15 protein-coding genes are annotated in these 22803 nt (G+C 61.1%); 10 read left to right on the forward strand and 5 right to left on the reverse strand.

Annotated elements, in window-relative coordinates:
- Positions 1 to 241 precede the first annotated feature (241 nt).
- From DW2_RS13570 to DW2_RS19125, 5 genes are all read left to right on the forward strand, one after another.
- The gene (locus tag DW2_RS13570) at positions 242 to 1174 is read left to right on the forward strand and encodes a DUF2493 domain-containing protein (protein WP_038147477.1); all 933 of its coding nucleotides are present in this window, start codon (positions 242 to 244) and stop codon (positions 1172 to 1174) included.
- Between the two features lie 124 nt (positions 1175 to 1298).
- Entirely contained in the window at positions 1299 to 1928 is a 630-nt protein-coding gene (locus DW2_RS19990) for a hypothetical protein (RefSeq protein ID WP_038147478.1), read from the forward strand.
- Positions 1867 to 2421 (forward strand): very short patch repair endonuclease, encoded by a 555-nt coding sequence (locus DW2_RS19440; protein ID WP_081874992.1) that lies wholly within the window; start codon positions 1867 to 1869, stop codon positions 2419 to 2421. The genes DW2_RS19990 and DW2_RS19440 overlap by 62 nt, the downstream gene beginning before the upstream one ends.
- Positions 2422 to 2508: 87 nt before the next feature.
- The gene (locus DW2_RS13580; protein WP_051856066.1) at positions 2509 to 3726 is read left to right on the forward strand and encodes a DNA cytosine methyltransferase; all 1218 of its coding nucleotides are present in this window, start codon (positions 2509 to 2511) and stop codon (positions 3724 to 3726) included.
- A gap of 2 nt (positions 3727 to 3728) precedes the next feature.
- Positions 3729 to 4604 carry an Eco29kI family restriction endonuclease gene (locus DW2_RS19125; protein WP_081874993.1) on the forward strand — a complete coding sequence of 292 codons (876 nt, stop codon included), beginning with the start codon at positions 3729 to 3731 and terminating at the stop codon, positions 4602 to 4604.
- Positions 4605 to 4667: 63 nt separating this feature from the next.
- Here DW2_RS19125 and DW2_RS13590 read toward each other — a convergent pair whose 3' ends face one another.
- The 4 genes from DW2_RS13590 to DW2_RS13605 form a co-directional block, all read right to left on the reverse strand.
- Positions 4668 to 5789 carry a Fic family protein gene (locus DW2_RS13590; RefSeq protein WP_038147480.1) on the reverse strand — a complete coding sequence of 374 codons (1122 nt, stop codon included), beginning with the start codon at positions 5787 to 5789 and terminating at the stop codon, positions 4668 to 4670.
- Between the two features lie 120 nt (positions 5790 to 5909).
- Positions 5910 to 6149, reverse strand: coding sequence for a hypothetical protein (locus DW2_RS13595; RefSeq protein ID WP_038147482.1), 240 nt, complete (start codon positions 6147 to 6149; stop codon positions 5910 to 5912).
- Between the two features lie 161 nt (positions 6150 to 6310).
- Complete coding sequence (locus tag DW2_RS13600) at positions 6311 to 6943, reverse strand: hypothetical protein (protein WP_038147540.1); 633 nt, start codon at positions 6941 to 6943, stop codon at positions 6311 to 6313.
- A 10-nt stretch (positions 6944 to 6953) separates the two neighbouring features.
- Complete coding sequence (locus tag DW2_RS13605; protein WP_009574174.1) at positions 6954 to 7673, reverse strand: nucleotide-binding protein; 720 nt, start codon at positions 7671 to 7673, stop codon at positions 6954 to 6956.
- 588 nt (positions 7674 to 8261) lie between these two features.
- On the opposite strand from DW2_RS13605, the gene mobC reads away from it, so the two are divergent.
- From mobC to DW2_RS13620, 3 genes are read left to right on the forward strand one after another with little or no spacing between them, the layout of a single operon-like run.
- Positions 8262 to 8813 carry a plasmid mobilization relaxosome protein MobC gene (gene mobC / locus DW2_RS13610; protein ID WP_232616951.1) on the forward strand — a complete coding sequence of 184 codons (552 nt, stop codon included), beginning with the start codon at positions 8262 to 8264 and terminating at the stop codon, positions 8811 to 8813.
- Complete coding sequence (locus DW2_RS13615) at positions 8800 to 11148, forward strand: relaxase/mobilization nuclease domain-containing protein (RefSeq protein ID WP_038147486.1); 2349 nt, start codon at positions 8800 to 8802, stop codon at positions 11146 to 11148. The genes mobC and DW2_RS13615 overlap by 14 nt, the downstream gene beginning before the upstream one ends.
- Positions 11141 to 13141 (forward strand): type IV secretory system conjugative DNA transfer family protein, encoded by a 2001-nt coding sequence (locus DW2_RS13620; RefSeq protein ID WP_051856068.1) that lies wholly within the window; start codon positions 11141 to 11143, stop codon positions 13139 to 13141. The genes DW2_RS13615 and DW2_RS13620 overlap by 8 nt, the downstream gene beginning before the upstream one ends.
- On the opposite strand, the gene DW2_RS13625 is transcribed toward DW2_RS13620, so the two are convergent.
- On the reverse strand, positions 13119 to 13445 hold the full coding sequence (locus DW2_RS13625; RefSeq protein WP_038147489.1) for a helix-turn-helix domain-containing protein: 327 nt from the start codon (positions 13443 to 13445) through the stop codon (positions 13119 to 13121). The two genes, DW2_RS13620 and DW2_RS13625, sit on opposite strands and share 23 nt — an antisense overlap.
- 292 nt (positions 13446 to 13737) lie before the next feature.
- Between DW2_RS13625 and DW2_RS19825 the strand changes: the two genes are divergently transcribed.
- A complete protein-coding gene (locus DW2_RS19825; protein ID WP_156102980.1) occupies positions 13738 to 16857 on the forward strand; it encodes a hypothetical protein in 3120 nt (1039 codons plus the stop codon).
- Positions 16854 to 22790: a DEAD/DEAH box helicase gene (locus tag DW2_RS13635; protein WP_038147495.1), complete on the forward strand. Its 5937-nt coding sequence runs from the start codon at positions 16854 to 16856 to the stop codon at positions 22788 to 22790. The genes DW2_RS19825 and DW2_RS13635 overlap by 4 nt, the downstream gene beginning before the upstream one ends.
- The last annotated feature ends 13 nt before the right edge of the window (positions 22791 to 22803 follow it).

Consider the following 22803-nt stretch of genomic DNA (forward strand, 5'->3'; position numbering starts at 1 on the left):
CAAGAGATGGGCAGGCCGTCAAAGCGGTTGCCCCTGCAAGGTCGGAAGGGAAGCTATTTCCGCCGGCGGCAAAGCCGCCTTTGCATCGCGAGACAAATAGCTTCCCTGACGACCTCCTCCACGCTGTTCCGGCCCCGGTGAAGCCGGGGTGAAGGGGCAACCGCCCCGACGGCTCGGGTCTGCCCATGAAGGCCGCGCGGGATGACGCACGGACGAGACAGGCCCGGAGGCAAGAAAACCGATGACGATCCACACCAACGACGACGCGTATGAACCCGCTCACACCGCATCCCATACCGCTCACGCGCTCGACGAGTTGCAGCTCTATGGCTACCGCCCCTTTGACGAGCCCGATCCGCGCCCGATGCCCGATGGGCAGCGCCTCGCGGTCGCCGTCGCCGACATCTTCGACGCCCTCGTCGCGACGCTGGAAGACACCCGCATGGAACCGGACCTCGAAGAGGTGCTCTGGGGCCAGGTCAACCTCTTCCACCGCGCCACGGCCCGGATCGAGCGGTCGCTCGATGAGAACGAGCAGGCGCAGCGCCGCCTCCAGCGTGAGCAGGACGGCTCCGAGGTGAAATCCACCGAACTCGAGCGTCTGACGGCCGAAGGCCTGACGCTGATCGAACGGCGCAACTGCATGGACATGATGCGCGATCACGCCGCGACCGAGTTCGTCCATCACACGGGATCGACCTGGCGGCCTCGCACCGGTTCGATGGTGAACTGCCAGCACATGACCGCTGCGCTGATCGACAGCCGCGACTTCCTGGCCGCGAAGCGCCGCGCGGAAACCGAGGTGATGTTGCCCGCAGGCCCCAAGGTCGCCCTCACCGGCGGGACCGACTTCAACGATCACCGCCTGATCTGGGGCAAGCTCGACCAGGTCCGGACCAAGTATCCCGACATGGTCCTGTTACACGGTGGCAGCCCCAAAGGCGCAGAACTCATCGCCGCCAAATGGGCCGAAGCCCGGGGCGTGACGCAGGTTGCCTTCAAGCCTGACTGGACCAAACACGCCAAGGCCGCGCCCTTCAAACGAAACGATGCGATGCTGGATGTGCTCCCGGTCGGAGTCCTCGTCTTCCCCGGGACCGGTATCCAGGAAAACCTAGCCGACAAGGCCACGAAGCTGGGTATCCCAGTCATGAAGTTCGAGAAGGGGGCGTGAGCCCCCTTTTCTGTTGCTTAGGGGTGCATAGAGTGAAAGCGCCAGGAAATACCGGTAATTCCAACGCTTGCGCGTGGGGTCTCGTAGTCTGGTGGTAGGGTGAAAAGCAAAAGGAGATCGTTCGATGAAGACCGATTTGGTTGAGAAACGCTGTATACACTGCGCTCGAGCAATTACGCGCTCGACCAGCTCCCGTGATCATATTCCATCCAAGTTCCTCCTTGTTCACCCTTACCCTGACAACATTGAAACGATCCGGGTTTGCACCGAATGCAACAGATCGTTCGCGCAGGACGAGGAGTATATGGCGGCGTTCCTTGGGACGCTGCTCTGGAACGGGGACGAACCGAAGTCACAGCTGGAGCGAATTCTCGAGAGTAATTGGGTTCTTCAGGACGATCTTGACGATAGCCTTTTCATCGTTACGTCGGATGCCAAGCAACGCATTGCGCTCGAGCCAGATGAACAGCGTCTCCGGCGTGTCGTGTCCAAGAATGCGGTTGGCCACATGTTTCTCGCTCTCGGGGTTGCTCCGCGACCGTCTAAGATCTCCATTTGCGTGCTTGAGAATTTGCCCTACGCGGTGAGGGAAGGACTCTACGGACTATCGACAGGATGGATCACGGTTCAGGAGGGGGCATACCGCTATCAGCTTGTCGATCAGGGCGCGCTTGTTGTGCGTTCAGTCATCCATGAGTTCTTGGCGACGGAGGCGATTTGGCCGTCTCCAATCGGTCACTCGGCGGGCTATTGACGTGAAGCGACGGGGAACGCTGTTGACGCGATCGGAGCAGATGTCGCGGATTCGATCCAAGAACACGAAACCCGAGATGCTTATACGGCGCGGGCTCCATGCTCGAGGCTATCGCTATCGACTGCACCAGAAAAACCTGCCCGGAACTCCCGATGTAGTGCTTAAAAAGCACGGGGCCGTAATAGAGGTCAGAGGGTGCTTTTGGCATGGGCATGACGGCTGCGGTCGACGGCCCAACACGCACCAGGATTTCTGGAATACAAAGATCGACCGAAATCGCGAGAGGGATCGGGAAAACGAGCGCCTTCTTGTTCAGGCCGGTTGGCGAGTTCTGATTGTTTGGGAGTGTTGCATGGTGGGCAAGGGTCGATGGAAACCGGAAGCCTTGCTTGACGCAGTCGGCGCTTGGTTGGTCTCGGGTAAGAATTTCGAAGAATTTGAAGGGCAGAACGGCGATCGAAGTGGAGACCAATCTGTGGGGGATGCTTGTTAGGGGTTTAACCAGATGTTGTCAATCTTTTCTTGATACTTGACACGGACTTTGGTCTAAGTCGGTGAAAACACCTGCAGGAGGAACGGCATGTCGAGCGAGCAGCCTGTCAAGCCCTTGATACGGAAATCGGTGGAGCTTTTCGCTGGTGCGGGCGGTCTTGGCATTGGGCTTGCGCAGTCGGGTTTCGTTCCACAGATGGTGGTCGAGTACAACAAATGGTGCTGCGACACACTCCGCGACAATCACGGAATCCTTGGCGATGACGGTCGGTCAGATGGTAAGAGCCCGTGGCGGGTTTTTGAGGGCGATGTCCGCAAGGTCGACTTCAGACCGTTGGCGGGAAAACTCGATCTGATCTCAGGTGGTCCACCATGCCAACCCTTCAGCCTTGGTGGGCGTCACCGCGCATACGATGACGCTCGCGACATGTTTCCACAAGCGGTTCGGGCGGTTCGGGAGGCACGGCCTCGGGCATTTGTCTTCGAGAACGTAAAAGGACTGACCCGGGCGTCATTTCTCAGTTACTTTGAATATGTGAAGCTCCAGATGGAACACCCCGAGCTAGTCGCTCGTCCTGACGAGGAGTGGCAGGACCACCTTCGCCGTCTCGAGCAACATCATACCTCCACAAGACGCCCCGGACTGCATTATCAGGTGGTCACAAAGCTTCTGAACTCGGCGAACTATGGAGTGCCGCAAAAGCGCGAGCGTGTGCTCTTCGTTGGTTTTCGAGACGACGTGGACGCGAGGTGGTCATTCGGGCCGGGCGATTTCACACAAGAGGCACTCGTTTGGGACCAGATGTTCGGTGACTACTGGGAGCGTCATAGCGTTGCCAAGAAAGACCGAGTTCTCGAAGGACGGGCACTGCAGTTGTCAAAGCGCCTATCGGTCGAAGAGAAGCCGGAGAGCCTGCCGTGGCGCACGACGCGGGACGCGATTGGAGACCTGCCGGACCCGGAGGGAGCTAAGAGTTCGCACCAGGTCCTGGATCATCGCTTCCAACCCAACGCGAAGGTCTATCCAGGCCATACCGGCAGCTATCTCGATGAGCCATCCAAAACCCTTAAGGCCGGAGTTCACGGTGTGCCCGGCGGAGAGAACATGCTGCGCCGGGCAGATGGCTCTGTCCGATATTTCACGGTTCGCGAAGGTGCCAGGATCCAAACATTCCCCGATGGGTACAAATTTCACGGCGCATGGACTGAATGCATGCGACAACTGGGGAACGCCGTTCCCGCAGAGCTTGCGAGAGTTGTCGGCGACAGCGTTGCCGCGAGGCTGAACGAGTCCGAGGCCGCTTAGCGATGGCACGCCGACCTGAGCTCGAGAAAGCGGATGAGACATCGGCTGCTTTGGAGCAGTTCGCAGAAATGGTGCGGGTAGCGGAGATGACCGCACCTTCGCGCAAGCGCGTTCTGGCGGCCATCTCCGATATGAAGGAGGCTTTACTCCAACTGGAGCGGAACATTGATCCGATACGATTGCCGGATGCGTTTTTTGATCCCTCGGAACCGCGTTTGATTGGGCATTTTGTGGCCTTGGCCCTGCTATCGCAAGAACGCTTGCCGCTCGGAGCGATCACGCCTTTCTATGGGTCCGGTGTGTATGCGATTTACTACAGGGGGCCTGCCGATATTTACGCGCCGATTTCCGGCACCGAGACTCCCATCTATGTTGGGAAGGCCGATCCCCCGACCGGTGCGAAAACTGTTGTGGAGCAGGAGACAAGACTCTTTAGTCGATTGAACGAGCATCGTAAAAACATCGAGAAAGTGGCGGGGATCGATCTCAAGGACTTCGAGTGCCGAGCCTTGGCCGTGCAAAGTGGTTACCAAGCCGCCGCCGAGAACCATCTAATCCGTCTGTTCTGGCCGATATGGAACAACGAAACCAAGATACTTTTCGGGATCGGCAAACATGGTGACGCCGCGTCCACCCGTGCGAACAACAAATCGCCGTGGGATACGATACATCCAGGTCGAGCGTGGGCAGCGGGGAATCCAGAGGCCAAGTCCACAGAGAGTATTCGCTCGGAGGTCGCCGAGCATTTCCGAACCAAGCCAATCTTCAGGACGACGGAGGATATTTTCAACGCGTTTGCCGAAGGCATTCGTCAAGCTGACCGGTTCGACCCGGACAGGGAGAAAGAAATGGAAGAAAAGCCTGGTGATCCCGAGTAACTATTGAACTATCTGATCTTACATAAATTGGATTATCGGATTTTTGGTAAGCCACGGTTTTAATTACAATTTTGAAGCATCTTGGTTGAGGTTCAACCAGTACCTCGTATGGCGTCGCTCACCGGTCCGGCTGAGCGCACCTTTCTCGACCAGGTCCTGCAGATCGCGGGTCGCGGTTGCGCGTGAAGTTCCGGTGATCTTGAGATAGTTGTCGGCGCTAAGGCCGCCTTTGAAACCGCCAGGGCCTTCCTGAAACATTCGAGCGATGGCCTTGGCCTGGCGTTCGTTCAAGTGGTCTCTGTGACGATCGTAGAAGTGTGCCTTGCTGATGAAGAAGCCGACGCGGTCGAGTGTTGCCTGTTGGGCCTTCAAGACAACTTCTGCGAACCAGACGAGCCAATCGGTCACGTCGAGCGTTTTTTGATGCTGCTCGAGCTGGTCGTAGTATGCCTTGCGCTCCTTCTCGATGGTGAAGGCGAGCGAGATGAGGGTCGGCTGGTCAATGTTCTGCGCCAGCGACTTTTCAGCGAGGGCGCGACCCAAGCGACCGTTGCCGTCTTCGAATGGGTGGATGCTCTCGAAATAGAGGTGGCTTAGCCCTGCGCGCGTCAGCGCTGGACGCGGCTCTGCTCCCCCCGGCCCGGTCTTGTTGAACCAATCCGCGTATCGCTCCATCTCAGGCATGACCCGCTCCGAGGGTGGCGCTTCGAAATGTATCGTGGGCCGGTCAAGGCGGCCGGAAACGATTTGCATCGCCTCGGCGTGTTGTCGGTAGGCCCCGATGGTTTCCAACCGACGATCATGGGACAGGAGCATCCGATGCCAGCGGTACAGTGTCTCATGGGTCAGCGGCTCTGCAAAATTGGAATAGACGTCGACCATCATTTCCGCGACGCCCTGTTCGCGCGGTTTGGCAGGGTAGCTGTCCGGATCGAGGCCCAGATGGCGGCGCAGCGAAGACTGGACACTGAGCCGATCGAGGATTTCACCCTCGATGGCGCTCGTCTGCATCGCTTCCTCGCTGAGAAGTTCGATGCGGAGTTGCTCGCGCTCCGGCTGGCTGACATGATGGACCGCGCCGAGGATTTCTCCGGACGACAGCAGAAACTTCTGCTCGAACGCCTCCAGAGCGGAGGCGTCATACCGGAAATCCGGCCAATCGGGCAGCGTCCAGTTCCAAGCCATGAGTTATAGACATCCTTTCTATAACTCATATCTAGATCACCTCTGAGGCATAGAAGTCAACTCTATCGCTCAAAGGACCTGCGGGATGGTATGACCCACAAACCGACGCGAGGCCTTGAGCTAGGCCTTTTCAAGGTGCGTCAGATCTTGCTGACGCGGTCTGGGGATCTTTGGATCGACAGGGTTCTGTTCCGGCGCTGGAATGAATGGCTCATAGCGAACGTCCGCCATGGCACCGTCGAACCAGGCAGGCTGCACGTCACCATTGTTCCATTGGTAAAGGTAGCCAACCAGATTTTCAGATGTCTTGCAGAGGATGCGCATGATCGGTTCGCCAGTCAGGCGGGGCTTCGTGTTCATAATGCGTTCCTCCAAAATGGACCTCGTAACTCGTCACCACTGAGGTCTGAAATTCCCTATGACGCTCATTAGCGCCACGCTTTCCGCAACTGCAAGGCGAGCTTCCGCCGGTGGGCGAAAATCCACCGGCGAAACGCAAGTTATCTTTTCAGATAGGTATCTTACGGTTCATGCGGCGATGCAGCGCGAACCGCAATTTCTTCCAAGATTTTGTCGATCTCGCCCCATATGCGTGGTTCCACTTGGCCGCGGATCAGAGCCCATTTACTCAAGACGTCGAGGGGGTCGTGGTCCCGGAGGAGGACACCCAGGCTGGCCGCATCTACTGCCAGAGATGTACGGGCCTGCCACTGCGTGTTTCGAGTGCGCCGCTCCTCAGCAATTGGCGCAAAGACCGGCGACAGTTGCCAGCCTTTGACTGCACGGCGCAGGGCGGCACGCACCACATGGGCGGGTTCAACACCACAAGCCTCCAGCGCCCCTTCCTGTCGCTCGAGTGCGTTGACCCTGATGTCGATCTTCCGGGTCGGGCTCAAAGCGCGTGCCGAAACGGGAGCTCTCAGGCTGGTATGCGGGTCAGAGCTTTCCGCGGTGACATGGTGCGGCGCCACGGCACTTTTCGGCGCACGCTCCGACTCGTGCCGATCAGCGCCAACGTCAGCGACTGGGGTGCCTGTCTTTGTTGCTGTGACCTGTGCCTCATCTTCCTTCCCGGGAATCTCGCGGTCACCTTGTTGCAGGGTGGCGGCGTAGGCTGGGTCGGGCCTGGTGATGGTCGGGATCTTCTTGCGCAATCGACTGTCCTCACGCAGCAAGAATGTTGTTGAGAATGTCCGTCGCCTCCTCAAGCGCCTCGACGACATGACGTACATGTGGACGCATAAGGGGGTTCGGATCGGATTGCTTTTCCAGCGCCAAGGCGTGGAGAAGCCCCTTCTGGTCCATCTCCTTGTAAGTGTTCCGTCGCATCATGACGGTCTCAATCACCGGAAAACGGGTGAGCGCTTCTTCAATCAGGGCGGCGTCAGCACGGGTCGTTTTCGGGTCGACCATGTTGAGGACAACGTGGTGGCGCGGAAGGCTGGAGGGGTCGTCAACACGGGATTTCAGCTTCTCATACCAATCGGCAGTCTGCGCGCCGACATCGAAATCAGACGTCGACAGCATGACGGGCGTCACAATGTGGTCCGCAAGCACCGCGATGCCGTCTGACCATTCGGCACCGACCCCTGCGGTATCGATGAAGATGAAGTCTGCCGTGCCTGCCATGTAGACCTGATCGATCTGATCCTCGACACCCGCCACGCTTTCGACGGTGGCCGAGCAGAGAAGCGGCGAACTCAGCCCACCGGCTTCCGCCCGAGCATGCCAGGCACCGAGTACTCTCGTGCTGTCCGTGTCGATCAACATCACTCTGCGTCCGGCGGCGATCGCGGCGCTGATCAAGGCGCGCGAAAGCGTCGTTTTGCCACTGCCCCCTTTCCGGGCCATCGCTGCGATCACCACAAGATTTTCGTTCGGCATTCTGACCCTCGGCAAAAATAGTGAATCGCAACGATAATGCTAAAGTGTCGCTAAACGCATGAGGCGGAGGGGTCAAGCAGAAGTCGGGATGCGACCCGCGTTTGGCATGCAGCGGGCGGCGTTGTGCGATGACCGTGCGACGTCTGCCGTGGCGCCTTCAGCATTCGTCGCGGGGCACGACACACCCTCCAAATGTCGGGATGCGCTCGGCGATGTACTGCGGACGGAATGCAGGTGACGGATAGCGCGCGCCAGACGACGGGAGGCAGTCTCGCGTATGTCGTTACGCGGGTGACGCGAGACGGTCAGCACGCGGCAAAACCCGTCTTGCGGGGTGCAAGGGACGGGGCGCCAAAGACGCGATACGCGATGCGGGGACCGCATCGCGTGGTGCCATGAGCGCGAAGCGCGATCCATTTGACAAAGGACGGGAAATCGCCCCTGCAGGGCGATTTTCTACATTGAGTACAAGCCCTTATAGCCGACTCCACTTGCGTTGGGAGTCGGCGGGCTTGTACGAAGTTGGCAAGAAATAGGAACGTTAACTTCAAAATGCCCCGCCGCCGCAGACTGTCAGAGATCGAGCGATTGACCATCGCCCAGGAGCGCCGGAACGGCGTCTCCGCGGCGTCATTGGCCGCGCGCTACGATGTCAGCCTGAAGACGATCTACAACGTGGTGAACCACCGGGACGAGCGTCAGACAGCGAACGGCAGCCGATCGCGGGTTGTGGGGATCCGGGTCTCGGACGACGACCTGCGCCGGTTCGACGCGGCGCTGTCGCGGCGCGGGATTGCGCACCGCTCGAATGCGATGCGCCGCCTGATGCTGGCGGCCGAAGGTGTCTTCCTGCCCGACGACGAGATGTGCGACGAGTTGCGCAGCCTCGGCGCCGCGCTCAACCGGGTCGGCAACAACGTGAACCAGATCGCGCGACGTCTGAACGAGGCCAAGGTGCGGGGCGAGAGACTGTCCTACCCGGCCTCAAGTCACCGTGACGTCCGCGCCCTTGCGGGTCTGGTCTTCGATCTGGCCGACCAGGTCCAGGAGATGTCGCGTGCTCGGCGCAGCGTGCTGGACCTTGAGATCAGTTCTGCTCTGGCGGGCTTCGCCGGTAGGGATGAGAATGGCGCGGAGTGACCGGGTCCGTGGCATCGACCCGGCGCTCTTTGACCGCGGCTGGAGCCGGGTTTCGGGATCCTGGCAGGGGCTTTCCAAGGGCGCGCAGATGGTTCGGGCCGCGCGCGGCCATTCGCCAGCGATCTTCAAGGCTATCTCGAAAGGGGGCTGTCACACCGGGGCGCAGCTACGGGCGCAGCTCACCTATCTTACGACGAAGTCGACCCATATCCTCGACAGCCGCGGCACCCATGACGGGAAGAAGCAACTCTCGGAAGCCGAGATCAACCGAGTGGCGCGGCGGTTCGAGAACCAGTGGAAAGAGCGCTACAGCCCCAAGCTTGGCCATACGTCGCATCTGCTGATGGCATTCCCGGTTGGGACCAGTGGTGAAGAGGTGCGCGATATCACCCAGGCCGTCTGCGAGAAGTTCTTTCAAGGTGAGGGCTCGCAATTCGACTATATTGCTGCAATACACCAAGATCGCGCGCATCCACATGCGCATATCGTTCTGAACCGCCGCAGCAAGGATGGCGAAATGTTCTTTCTCGGGAAGGATCATCACTTCAACTACGACGCCTTTCGCGAGGCGATGGTCGAGGCGGCCCGGGTTCATGGGATCCGCCTTGAGGCGACGCGTCGTCTGGATCGCGGCGTCACGACCTACCGCGCCGAGATCGATGAAATCTACAAGGCTCGCGACGAAGGTCGTCCCCCTGTCGAGCGCCAGAGAACCGGCGCTGACCTGGCGGCTGCGCTGGAAACTGTCCGAAGCAACGCTTTGATCTACCACGGGCTCGCGGCGGAGGCGTCACGTTCGAATTTCGACGACGTGGCCGATGCGCTTGAGAGGGCCAGCACCATCCTTGCCAGTGGCGGTCAGATTCAATCTGACGGAGCCATCTACATGTCCCAAGTTGAGCCAGCGTTCGACACGCTGATCACCGAGTTTTCTCAGAACATTCGCCAGATCGAGGCGGCAATCGACAGGGCGCCGGCGGCCGAGAGGCCGGTGATCGAGCGCAAGCTGACCGACGTGCTGGCCTCGGTCGCGCATTTGAACCCGCTCGGGGATCGCTCCGCCGCCCTGGTCGATGCCCCGTCCCGGGACGGCATCTATGCAAGGCCGAACTTAAGTGAAGATCACCTCGCGCGTCTTGACGATGGAGAGGTGGCACCAAAGCTGGCCGAGGCGTTGCAAGGCACAGGCATCGATGCCGAGGCTGTGGCCGCGCGGCTGCGGGAGGGGGCAGGCAATGCCACATTGGAACGCCAGTGGCTGGCACAGGATCTTCAGGCGATTGCCAAAGAAGGTGGCCTTGATCTGGAGAAATCTGCGGACCGGGAAGAAGCGCTCGACCGGCTGGAAGCCACGCATGTTCGGTTGGGCGATGTTCTGACCGATGTACGCGTCCTGCGTGCGCCAACCGAGGTCGACGAGGTGGATAACGCTGAGGCAGCGCTTGATGAGCGGTTGACGACACCTGGGAGTGATCTCGCGCAAGATGGGTCCGACATCTTTGCCCCATCGGAGCGGCAGGCGTTCAGAGCGCTGGTGGCGCAGTTCCGCCGGACGGATTTCGATCATCCGTTCTCCGACGACCCGTCTGTAAGGCGGGCCGGCGCCGTGGAGGTTGAAGAGGCCCGCGTCGCGTTCGACGCCTATGCGCAGAGATCTCCGCAACATGCCGAATTGGCCTCGATGGCTTGGGAACAGATGACTGACAGTCGAATGCCGCCGCAATATGCGGTATCGGAGCAGGACCGCACGCTTCATGCTGGCGACATGGACCTCTCCTTGCGGGATCCTTCGGATCATCTCGGTCCGATCACCGAAGAGCTCCGCACCCTCGCCCGCTATCGCACGGAGATGCCGGATGACGAGTTCGGGCAGGCCGTCCAGGACGAAATCAACCACCTTCGTTCGCTCGGCGCGTCGCGTGCCTATATCAGCGAGCGCAGCCTCATTATCGAGGACCAGGCGCGACAAGACTACGCCGAGCGCCGTTATCTGGAAGAGACCGCGCCAACGGTCATGGCCTTTGTGCAAAACGCCGACGTCGAGGGCCCGCTCTCCGAGTCAGAGCAGCAGGACATCGTCCGGCAGGTCAACGAACGGCTAAGCCCCGACGCAATCGACGCACTGCGGGCCGGTAACGCGGACGTCCTGGACACATTCACCGAGGATCCGCTGCGCCAGCTGGAACTCGCCAAGACCTATCTTCAAGGCAGCGAGGTCACCGCGCATGGCCCGGCCATGGAGCGCGTTCTCGATGCTCTGGCCGAAGAGCAGATCGAGGCGCAGCGCGCGCGCCACGCCGCGGCACATGGTGAGAAGGGGATCACCCATGGATAAAGGCAAGATTGCCCTCGGTGTGTTGAGCCTCGTGCTGGTCGGTCTCGCCATGGGCTATGTCGTGGCGACCGGCTTTGTCATGTTCCGCTATGGGCTTTCACCCACGCGTTTCGACGTCACCCTACTCGCCCGCGAATATCGGGGTCTGTCTCAGTCTGCGCCGAAGGACTTCCTCTGGGTGAACCTCATCCTTGGCGGCTTCGGCCTGGCATCGCTGATGCTGAGCGTCACGCTTCTGGGGGATGCATTGACCCGCTTCGGGACGACGCATTGGCAGACCCGCAGCGAGATGAAGAGGAACGGTTTCTTTGCCAAGCCCGGTGGCGGCTTCCTTCTGGGCAAGCTTGGCTCCCCGAAGTCCAAGCGCCCGTTCCTTGTCTCAAAAACCTTCCCCCACGCACTGATCGTGGCGCCCACGGGCCGCGGCAAGGGCGTGGGATTTGTGATCCCGAATCTGCTCACCTACAAAGGCTCTGCCGTGGTACTCGACGTGAAAGGCGAGAACTTCCGCGAGACCTCGCGCTTCCGCGCCAGCATGGGTGACAAGGTCTTCCGCTTCGCGCCGACCGACTGGGATCGACCGACCCACCGTTACAACCCGCTGGCGCGCATCGCGGCCATGACCAACCCTGACCGGCAGCAGATGGAGCTAAAACTCACCGCGAAGCTCTTCCTGCAGACCGACAACGAAAAGCTGAGCGGGCTTTTGGCCGGGGGTATCGACCTCTTCGTGGCGGCCGGTATGCTGGCCTTCGAGCGCGGCGTGCCGACCATCGGCGAGATCTATCGCATCACAGCCTCGGGGGGCGACAAGCAGAAGGAATACCTGAAGCGTTCGCAGGAGGTGAAGAACAAGTCGGCCAAACTGATCTTCGAGCGTATGGCATCGACCAACAACGACACCCTCACTTCCTACCTCTCCCTCCTGATGACATCGGGTCTCGACACCTGGGACAACCGCGCGATCGACGCGGCCACCGCGACCTCTGACTTCTCATTCCGGGATATCCGCCGCCGCCCACATGCGATCTATCTTGTGGTCGAATCCGAGATGATCCGCCCGCTTGCCCCGCTGATCCGCCTCTTCTTTTCGGACCTGATTGCCTCGCTGCAAGCACAGGAACCCGGCGATGACGAGCCCTGGCCGGTCATGATCATGCTCGACGAGTTTGACCGGCTCGGGAAAATGCCGATCGTGGCCGAGAGCATCAAGACGCTGCGCTCCTTCGGCGGCAACCTCGCCATCGTGACCCAGACGATTCCCGCGCTGGACGAGATCTATGGCGAGAATACCCGCAGGTCGCTTCAAGGCGGCGCCGGCGTGAAGCTCTACCTCACCCCGTCCGAGCAGAAGACCATCGAGGAGCTGAGCCAAGCCGTTGGCAAGACCACCAAGCGCGTGGTGACCCGCTCCCGCGCTGTTGGACGCAATCCGTTCGAAGGGCGCAGCGTTTCCGAGCGAACCGAGGATACCCCGCTCCTGACCGAGGATGAGGCCCGACGAATGGACCTCGACGAGGTTATCCTCGTGATCGACGCGCAGATGCCGATCCGGGCAAGAAGGGTGAAGTATTTCGAGGACCCAGTGTTGAAGGTTCTGCACGCCGGTCAATCGGGGAGTTTCCCGTATCCGGACGAGGACGGCCTGCGGCGGGATCGGCAGATGTCTGAGACCCGGGAAACGGTGGAGAGGTTGAAGCAAGAACTGCAGGAAGTGCGGGCGGCTGCGGGACCGCGGGAAGTCGGCCACAATGCGCCTAACGCATCGAAAACTGACCCTGTCAGCGCAGCGAAGGCCCGCGGCCGCGCGGCTCGTGCTGCTGCAAGCGGAGGTGGCCAAGGTCAACTGGCGCTGAATTTTGAAGGATTGGGGATCAGAGGTGCAAACCGGACGGCGCTGGAATCCGCCGTTCAGACGACTAGATCGCTTCTTGCGGAGTATGCAGATGACCTGCACAAAGCCAACTCCCCTACTCCTTCAACGTCTTCCTGAAATTTGCGAAGGCCTCGACGACCTTGTCCTGGTCGACCGTATCTGGCCGCACGTCGTCCGGCAGCCTGCCTGCAAGGGCGAAAAGGTAATCATCAGGTATGTTCAGGATGCAGGCGAACTGGCGGATCAGGTGCCCCGAGCTGGGGCTGCGTCGGTCGTGCTCGATGTCGTTGAGGTATTGCGGGGATATCGACCCACCGCCCTCTTCCTTCATCACGCGCGCTGCGAGCTCCTTCTGGCTAAGACCGAGTGCCTTGCGGGCCTTCGAAATCGCCTGGCCGAAAGTCACACCGTCCGCCGACATGGCCGGTTCATCGCTTCATCTCCCTGTCAATCCGCTTGTTCGCGGATTTGCGAGTTGTTACTCCTTATCCACAAGGGGATCAACCATGAAGCGGGCTCGCGGCCAGCGGGCAAGGAAGAGGGAAAGGTGTGCTGTGGGTTGCAGGACCGCGGACTTCTTGATCAGCAGACGTCGCCAAGAAGCTGGTGCACCGCCCTTCATTGGGCTCATTCCGCTAGATGAGACAGCGCAAGAGCGAGCCGTTGAGCGCACGCGACAGTTCTTGGGCGGTCGGCCCGACAGGCTGAAAGCTTTGTTCCGCGATTTTCCAAACCTCGCGGGATGGCTTGTCACCCATTCGCTAAGCGAAGGATATGGAGACGCCGGTCATGCGGTATACCCACACATCGCCGACATTCTCCAAATTCCGCTGGATTACCAGCCGCATCGCAAGGAGTTGTTCCGCTCTTTCTGCGCGGTTTGCGACCGGTTCGGGTTACCTACCCGAGGCTTTGATCGCGATGTCGACGTCTACCTTCTTCATGCCGGCGTAAGCCAAGCGCAGCTTCCACACCTGATCGACGCGTTTCTGAGACAGGAAGCAGCTTTTGGCCCGCCCCCTGTCGAAACGACCGTTCTGCTAAACCGCTGGGAAGACGATGCACTGTATTTTCTCCCTCCTGCGGTCAACGTGCTTCGCCGTGCAATCCTCTGGGACGAGACTGCGTGGCATGCAGCCCTGTTTGCACGGATACGCCAAGACCCGGAGGCCTTCGTTCCTGCAATCGAGTTCGAGAGATCTTTCAAGGAAGTCTTTGACCAAAGACTGAAAGAAACACGGCCAACATCGAGCAGAGGAGGAAGCGAGGCGCTGGCACCGAGGCCGCGGCTCCAATGGCAATCTGGTGGGCTTGTATTGAGATTGCCTCGAAGCGAGGGGCGAATTCGCCTCTGGCTCGATGGCGCGCAACGACCGCTCCGTTTGCGCGGAGGTGAGGACTGGACACTACCTCAGCCCTGGCCCCGCGAGCTCCGTTGGGAAATCTCTGGCCAGACCGGGCAACTCGAGCTCCTCACTCAAGGGGGATGTGCCGCGTTCGACAGGATCACCGGTCACTATCTGCGCGAGATCCCACGGGGTTCGGTCGATATCGAACTAGACTCAACGGACATCGTTCTCCTGGCGCGGACGCCATTCTCGATAGCAGGCGAACCCGCTCTTGAACCGGAAGCCGATAGTTTCGTCGGCTTCGCAGTACTCGGACCGCGCCCCCTAGTGCTCGAACTTGACGGCCTGCAAACGGGTCTCAAGGCCCGTCCGAGAAGACGCCTTTCCTTGGCAGGAGACGAAATCGCAAGCGGACCACGGGGCGCACTTCATGGGCGTTCTGCACGCCTTCGGATCGAAACTGGATTGGGTCGCTCCGAGACACGAGCGGTAAGGGTCACACTCGGCTTGCAGTCGCGCCTCATCGAGGTACCGATTTCAGATGACGGTTTTGGTGATGTCGGGATGGAAGAGGTGCTCGCTGGCTTTGCAGAGGCTGAGGCAGCAGACCCGGTGCGCCTCCGGATGGAACTGATGGCGCCAAGCGCCGATGGTGCCGCCGCTCATGGGTCCGGGATCGCGCTTGCCGCATGGGTGTGGCCTGGCTTCTGCGGCTCCGATGGCATCGTGTTCCACAGCGAACGCCAAGTCCGCAACCTCGTCGAGGATGAATGCCTCCACGTCGGTCGTGACGACCAAGGGCGTCTATGCCTTGAGCCCGGCGGCGGATACAGCGTCGCACGGGTCGTATTCGAGATCGAAGGCGTACATGTTCCTTTCGATCTGCCTTGGCCCGATGTCACCGTATCAAGGCGCCGTGCTGAGGGAAGTGTCGCCCCGCTTCCGCTTGGCACGCGCCTCTCGGTTGGTGAAGACGACCGCTTCGATACGATCAGCATCCGATGCCCTGACCAGAAGGCACAGCTGATCATTCGTGGAAGACGCGAAGAACGGCCATTCTATGGGGGGCTGACACGCAGCCTTGCTGTTCGGGACCTTCTGGCTCCCGCCTCCGATGAACGGGTGCTTCTTCAGCGCGAAAACGGTTCGGAAGTCCTGCTATTCGAACTGGTCGCGGCACTGGCCCCCCAGGCAATCAACCTCCTGCCCGCTCGCAACGCGATCCGACTCCAGCTGAAATTCGGAGAGCCGGTCGATGCAGTGGCTGTTGAGGTCGAGGACGAAACGGGCGCAGTCGTTTTCGCCGAAGCCGCCCTTCGGCATCGGCCGGTGGCAACGCGTCGGCCAGACTGGTTCCATGCCGAGGTGAGCGACAACGACGCACACGGCCTCGAACTGACCCTCGATGCCGATTGGATTGATGACGGCCCCTGTCTGGCACGGCTCCTGATCCGGCCCGAAGGACGCGATGGATGGCGACCGCTGCGCAATTCGCGAGGCGACAGTTTCGCCGTCGCCATTGCCAACTCGGCGGCAGACGGATTCGTGCTGGACGGAGAGCTTCAGCGTCGGTTCGAGGCTCTCAGCCGCTGGCTGTCGGATTGCTACGCAGCAGAGTGCTGGCCGACGCTGGAGCGCACACTGGTGCCACGCTGGCAGGAACTCGGATGTCGGCTGCGAGAACTTCGTGGTGGCGATGGAGCAGTTATGCGAGCGGCGTGCTTGCCGCCTCCCGACCATGCGGCACCTGGCTGGGTGCCGACCCTCCACCCTCTGCAGTTCGCTCCGGATCTATACACTGCAGCGCCGCAGGCATTCGCGGCTCTGGCGGCGTCCGTTGATCCTGGTGTCGCCGAGATGGCTGCGCTCGCCACACTCAATACAGCGCGCCTGCGCGAGCTGTCTCATCTCCATCCCACAGTCTACCTCGCCTTCCGAAACCTGCAGGCGGCGCGCGACAAGGGCTCGAGGCTGGAGGGATTCGATCCAGCACGCTTCTTCAGAAATCTGCCATTGGTCGACGGTGACCCATCGGCGGGATGGTTCTGGCGTGGGACGCCTTTGCTCGGGCCAGACCATTGGCGCGCTGCGCATCTCCGGCTAGTCGAGCGGCTCGACGCAGCCGGCCTCTTCCTCGATGACACGGCCGAAGAGGGACCGAACAGCCGGCGCCAAGGATCCCTGCAACGGTTGATGCATGCAGCCTGGACCCTGGCACCCGAAAAGCTTCGTCCACCTGCTCCGCGCCGCAGTCAGGACTCTGAGGAGCCGGCTCAGGTGGATCTATGGGGCTCGGCATTGCTTTCTGGCTTTGCACGTGCAAGCCGCCTCAATGAGGTGACAGAGTATGTTGATACCGTCTCCACTCGGGCGGGCATGCCGCCAGCACAAGCTCTCACCAGCATCGCCTTCATGTTGCGCCTCGCCCCTGAGCTTTTCGCCTTCCACTTATTGCTCTGGCAAATCGCCAAGGAACGTCCATGACCGAACTCGACCCAATCCGTTTCAAGGACAACCTCGGTGCGACGCTGGCGCGGTACATCACAACTGCCGCTGCAGTGTCATCAGCGCGGGCGCCCCGTCTGTCACGCGCCGTGGCAGACGCATGCGCACGCGCGGCATTGGTGCGCGGCCCATTCGTCGAGAGCCTGCCAGACTTCGAGAAGGGCGGCAGCATTGAAGAACTGGTGAGCAATGGGGCACTGCACGGTGCTTGGTCGGCACTCTCCGAAAGCGAAGAGGGGCAATCCCTCTGGCGTCGGCGGCTTCACCTACACCAGTCCGCAGCAATAGGTCGCGACGAGAATTACCTGGTCGCAACGGGCACCGGCTCGGGCAAGACAGAGTCTTTTCTCTTCCCATTGATCGATGATCTCCTGCGTCAGGGAGAGCTGGAGCGGCCCGGTGTCCGCGCAATTCTGGTCTATCCTCTCAACGCCCTCGCAAACGACCAGATGCATCGTATCGCCCGACTACTGTTTCGGGATCTTGGAGACCCCGGAGTCACGCTCGGGCGTTTTACCGGACAGGTGCGCTCTGATGCCACGAGATCAGACGAAGAAGGACGGCTGACCGCCACGCCCACCTTTCAGGCCGATTTTCCCGATGCGCGCCACGCTCCGCGCAACTGGCTTCTCGCTAGGGGTGAGATGCTTCAGACCCCGCCGCACATCCTCGTCACCAACTACGCCATGCTCGAGCACATCCTGCTCTTGCCGCGAAACCGAGCATTGCTTGCCGGGGCGGACGTCCGTTGGCTCGTCCTCGACGAGGTCCATACCTATACGGGGGCTCAAGCCATCGAAGTCGCCTTCCTTCTGCGAAAGCTGAAGGCGCGGCTCGGCATACCCCAAGGGCAAATCCGTTGTGTCGGGACATCCGCAAGCCTCGATCCAGCGAAGCGCGAAGAGCTCGCACGCTTCGCAGAAGACCTTTTTGGGGAACCGTTCCCAAGCGGAGACGGCGCGGTCATCACCGCCGAACGACGACTGCATCCAGCCCTTACCGACGGCGTGGAACCACAAGAACTCTCCGCGCCCGATTGGGTTAGAGCGGGGCAAATACTCTCGGAGCTACGAGAGCAAGGGTGCCTTGCAGCTGAAAATGTCGACTATTTGACCGAGGATTGGAACGAGGCGATGCAGGAAGCTGGCCTCGATGCGCTACTCCTCGACCCTGCGCAACCGTTCGGCGAAGCGCTTATTGCGCGGCTAGCCGAAATCAAACAGGTTCGCGACGTAGCCAGTGCGCTCAAGGAGCGAGCTTTGCCATTCGCCGATCTCGCGGCGCGGGTTTTTGCGTCAGAGTCTGGAGAGACGGCGCGGACAGCTCTTACCGCTCTGATCTCACTGGGCGTTCTGGCTCGACCTTCCGTCCCAGGCGCGTTTCCACTTCTCCCGGCACGCTTTCATCTCGCCGCCTCAGGCGTGGAGGGTGTCGCGTTGAAGCTTTCCGCAAGCGACGCAGAGAATTGGTCAGACTTTCGGCTTTCGCGCAATGGAATGCATATCACTAGTGCCCCGGCCTATCCCCTTCTCGTCTGCCGCAACTGCGGCGAGCCCTACGTCGAGGGCTGGGACGATGGAACAATGCTTCACCCGCGTCCCGAGATCAGTCCCGGAGCGAGGCGCCGGGTCTTGAGGTTGATCAGGGCGGGAGAGGCCGCGACAGAGATAGACCCTGACGAACTGGACGAGGAACCCGAGGAGGAGCCTCCTTTCGAATTCTTCGCCGACACTGGCGAGTTGGCCGACGGCCCTGAGGAGGGCGTCCTCTCCCTTGCCGAAGCACCGATGCGCGACGATGCCGAGGAACGCCGCAGCTACGTCCGGAAATGCCTCTCTTGCGGAGCGACCGGCGGCCGCTTCGCTGAGCCTGTTACTCCGATCCATCCAGGTGATGATGCGCTCGCGTCGGTAACGGCGCAGTCGCTGCTTGAGGCCTTGCCTCCGCCGCAGGGGCGGTCATCGGAAGCACCGATGCAAGGGCGGAACCTTCTCGTCTTTGCGGACAACCGGCAGGACGCGGCGTTCTTCGCCCCTTTCTTCGAGCGTACGGCTCGCGATCAAGCACTTCGTGCAGCCATGGTCCAGGCGTTGCGCCGAGAGACCTACGAAGCTTTGGACCTCATGGGGCTGCGCGATGGTGTCTGGACGCAGCTCAGGCGATCCGGCTTCAAGCTATATGATCGCCGCAATCCAGAACCTTTGAGCAGCAGCGCCGCGAAAGACCGCCTGATGGCCCTGATCGCAGCTGAACTCTGTGGTGGGCCTTTGCGGCTATCACTCGAATCCCTCGGCCTAATCACCGTGCAATATGAGGGAGATGCGAGGATTGCTCAGCGACTCACAGAAAGGGTTCCGCCTGAGTATCGAGGCCTAGTCCCGGCCTTGGTCCGCTTTCTGCTCGACCTCATTCGGCAATCGCGTGCGATCAACACGCTGGAGAACATTGACCTAACAGACGAGTCCATTTGGGGCGAGGGGTTGGCGAGCGCGGACATTTCGTGGTCGTTGTCGCGGACGCACCAGAGCCGCCGACTGCGAACGTTGCTCTCAGAACCTGGACGGCCCAATCGGCCACTGTGGGTGCTGATCGACAGGCTTGGAATCCCAGACGGCCAAGCGAGAGACATTCTCTCGGCTTTCTGGGAAGAGGCGACGCGGCCCCGTCACCGTCTCCTTCTACCCGGGGGACACGGTCATGTGCTGAACTTGGCGGCCATGCGTTTCGCTGCGACTCCGGAAGGAGAACTGCGCCGCTGTGAAAGTTGCGGTGCGTCCAGCCAGATCGATCTCGGGGGTGTGTGTACCGCCTGGCGCTGCACTGGACGCACAGTTCCTGTTTCAGCCGAAGAACGGGACGAGATGCGCAGGCGCAACCATTACCTCGTTCGATATGAAGGGCAGCCGCTGAGCGGGATCGCTCGGGAGCACACCGCCGCCATATCGACGACGGAACGATCCGAGATCGAGGAGCGGTTCCGGCAGGGTGAAATCAACTTGCTCAGCTGCACCACGACAATGGAAATGGGTGTCGATCTGGGCGAGCTGGAAGCGGTTTTCTGCCGGAACGTCCCGCCAGGCATTGCGAACTATCAGCAGCGCGCCGGTCGCGCTGGCCGCCGCGCGCAGGCTGCGCCCGTTGCATTGATGATGGCGAGGTCCGGCCGATACGACCAAGCACAATTCAACGATCTGCGTGGCTATCTCGAGGCGCTCCCCCCCGCGCCATATCTGACATTGGATAACCCGAGCTTCTTCCGACGGCACCAGGTCTCATGCCTGTTGGCAGGTTGGCTGGATCATCGCTTGGCAGGCCACGAGCGCACCGGAGCTCCACGTCTGCGTGATGTGCTGGGCGAGCGCTTGGACGAGGCTGCCGAGACAACTCTTCTGGCAGACCTTTCAGCATGGCTCGCTTCGGAGGCCGGTGTTGCCGCACGCACGGTTGCCGAGCGAATGGCGTCCACTCTCCCGGCAAGACTTGATCATGTCGGCCTTGTCGCGGGCGAACTGTCTGAGCACGCGCGCGCAGAGATAACGCGCTGGATCCGGGCTACTTGCGCTCGCTGGCGCGAGCTCAATGACGCCTACGAAAATGCACGTGCCGCGCTCGATGATCCGGATGCGAACGAGCAGGCCCGCTCCCGCGCTGCCGGTCGCATGAATGGCCGTTTGGGCGACATGCGTCGGTATCTTGATCGATTCCTGGTTGAGGCACTGTCGCGTGCTGCCGTCATACCGACTTACAGCTTCCCAGTTCACTCGATTCACCTAGAGATTGTCACGGAACGAGGCGCTCGCACCGCCTCGGATGATCGAGCGTTGCAGCTCGATCGAGACGCGGCAATGGCGATCGCTGAGTATGCGCCGGGGGCCGAAGTCGTGGCCGGTGGCCGAATTTGGACGTCCGCAGGCATTGCACGGAGAGCCACGGTAGGCACCGGCGATGCTTGGATGGAACGTGGTTTCCATCGCGTTTGTCCGACGTGCCAGCATGCAGAAACACATCACGAGCGGGATGATTTTGGGGAGAACTGCCCTCAGTGCGGCGCACGGGCCAGTGGCCCGCGCCGTGCCTTCGTTGAACCCGTCGGGTTCCTGACATCATATGCCGACCGGCAGGGTAGAGACCCCGGCGCAACACGCTTGAGAGTTCGACCCGTCGACGAAGCGCGCCTCCTAACGCGAGCCCGCCCTGAAGACTTCCAGGTTTCAGACCTAGCACGCGTCACGCATTTCTTCGCGCCGGCTATCGCACCAGAGGGGAGTCAGCCTGGACGAATGCTCGTCTTGAATCGCGGGCCGCTGGGGGCGGGCTATCTTTGGTGCCCGTCGTGCGAGCACGCGAGACCTGCGCCCCAAGAGGCGCTTGGCGGGGCCGAGATTCGGGCAGTGCATGAGAACCCGCGGACCGGAGATCGGTGCCGGGTTGAATCCCTCCGCTGGCCCGTGGACCTCGCACATGTTTTCGAGACCGATCTTCGGGGGATTCGTATCGATCAGCCGGTCCCAGACTTTTCTGATCGCCCTACGGAGACTGAACGGCGGGCGGCTCGGGATGGCTTCCTTAGAACGCTGGCAGAGGCACTGAGACTTGCGGCAGCGGATATTCTTGAAACCGACCCAAGAGACCTTCGCGCGACCGTTGAGCTTCTCGGTGCGGCCCCACTGGTCATCCTATCGGACTCAGTCCCAGGCGGTGCCGGCTACTGCCGTCGATTGCTCGACGATTCTCGCTTCTCGGCCCGCGTGCTGCTGGGTCGAGCGATCGCGGTCCTGGATTGCCCTCGTGGCGCAGCCTGCGAGACGAGCTGCTCGCGGTGCCTGAATGACTACTCCAACCAGGTCTATTGGGATCAGTTCGATCGTCATCCTGTGTTTGGCTGGTTGCGCGGCCTACTTGCGGAGTCGACACCGCGGCCCGCTCATGCCCCCGACGCTGCGGTCCCGGTAGCGCAGACTTCGGCGGCGACGCTGCGGGTGCGTCTCGAGGGAGCGGGGCTGGTGGCCGTTTCCTCGCCAGATCTCTGGGGAGCCGAAGATCGGTCCGAGGCCCTCACAAGTGCGCGGGCATTGCGAAACTGGCTCGATGAAGCCTCGAACAGGCATGCCCTCTATCTACTTCCACCGGGTGCGGTTGATGCGGGTACACCGACCGGCCTCGATCGTGAGATTGCCTATGCGTTGGCGCCATACGAGCGATCCGGTCAACTTCGCTTTGGCACGCTTGACGGTTCGGCCGTGGCGAATGCGCCTCGCCTGTCTGTTTTGAAGGGTTTCGGGGCAGAGGCCTCTGTGGATGCGTTCTACGCATCGCAGGACGCGGCGGCGGCTCTTGCCGGGCCACTAGAGGGGGTCAGTCACCTTTTTTCATGCTCAGCAGGCGACAGCTGGCTTGCGTCGGTGCAGGACAGCGTCCGAACGCTGCCGGGTCCGTTGGCCGGGCTCACAGAACGCTTGCGCGTCTTCCGCTTCCGACCGGGCACCGCCCGAGCGCTCACACCACTTTTCCAAGGCGTAGCAGGGCGCCATGTCGCGCTCGAAATCGAGGATCCCTGGTGCGGCGTTCGCCCACACAACCGTCGCCGCCTAGCGAGCTTTGTCGCTGCCGCTGGGTCAGCGGGCGTCGACATCGAGCGACTCGCAGTCGTGTGGAATCCTGATCATGGCGAGCCGGATACGCCGCAATCGCAATCGAACGCGTTGCGCGCCGAGCTGCGTTCTGCTGGCGTAACGGTTACGCCCGAGCTTCATCACCGTTCTGCACGCAACCGCCATTTCCATGACCGCGTTGTGACGATCCAGACCGTCGATGACGGGCCGAGGGTCAACCTGAGATGGGACGTGACCGCCGGGATCGACAATCTGATGTCCCACTCGAAGGAGTGCAGTGTCTTCATCGAGGAGCGCTGAGTTCAGCAACTCA

The organism is Thioclava atlantica (assembly GCF_000737065.1).
Taxonomy (GTDB): domain Bacteria; phylum Pseudomonadota; class Alphaproteobacteria; order Rhodobacterales; family Rhodobacteraceae; genus Thioclava; species Thioclava atlantica.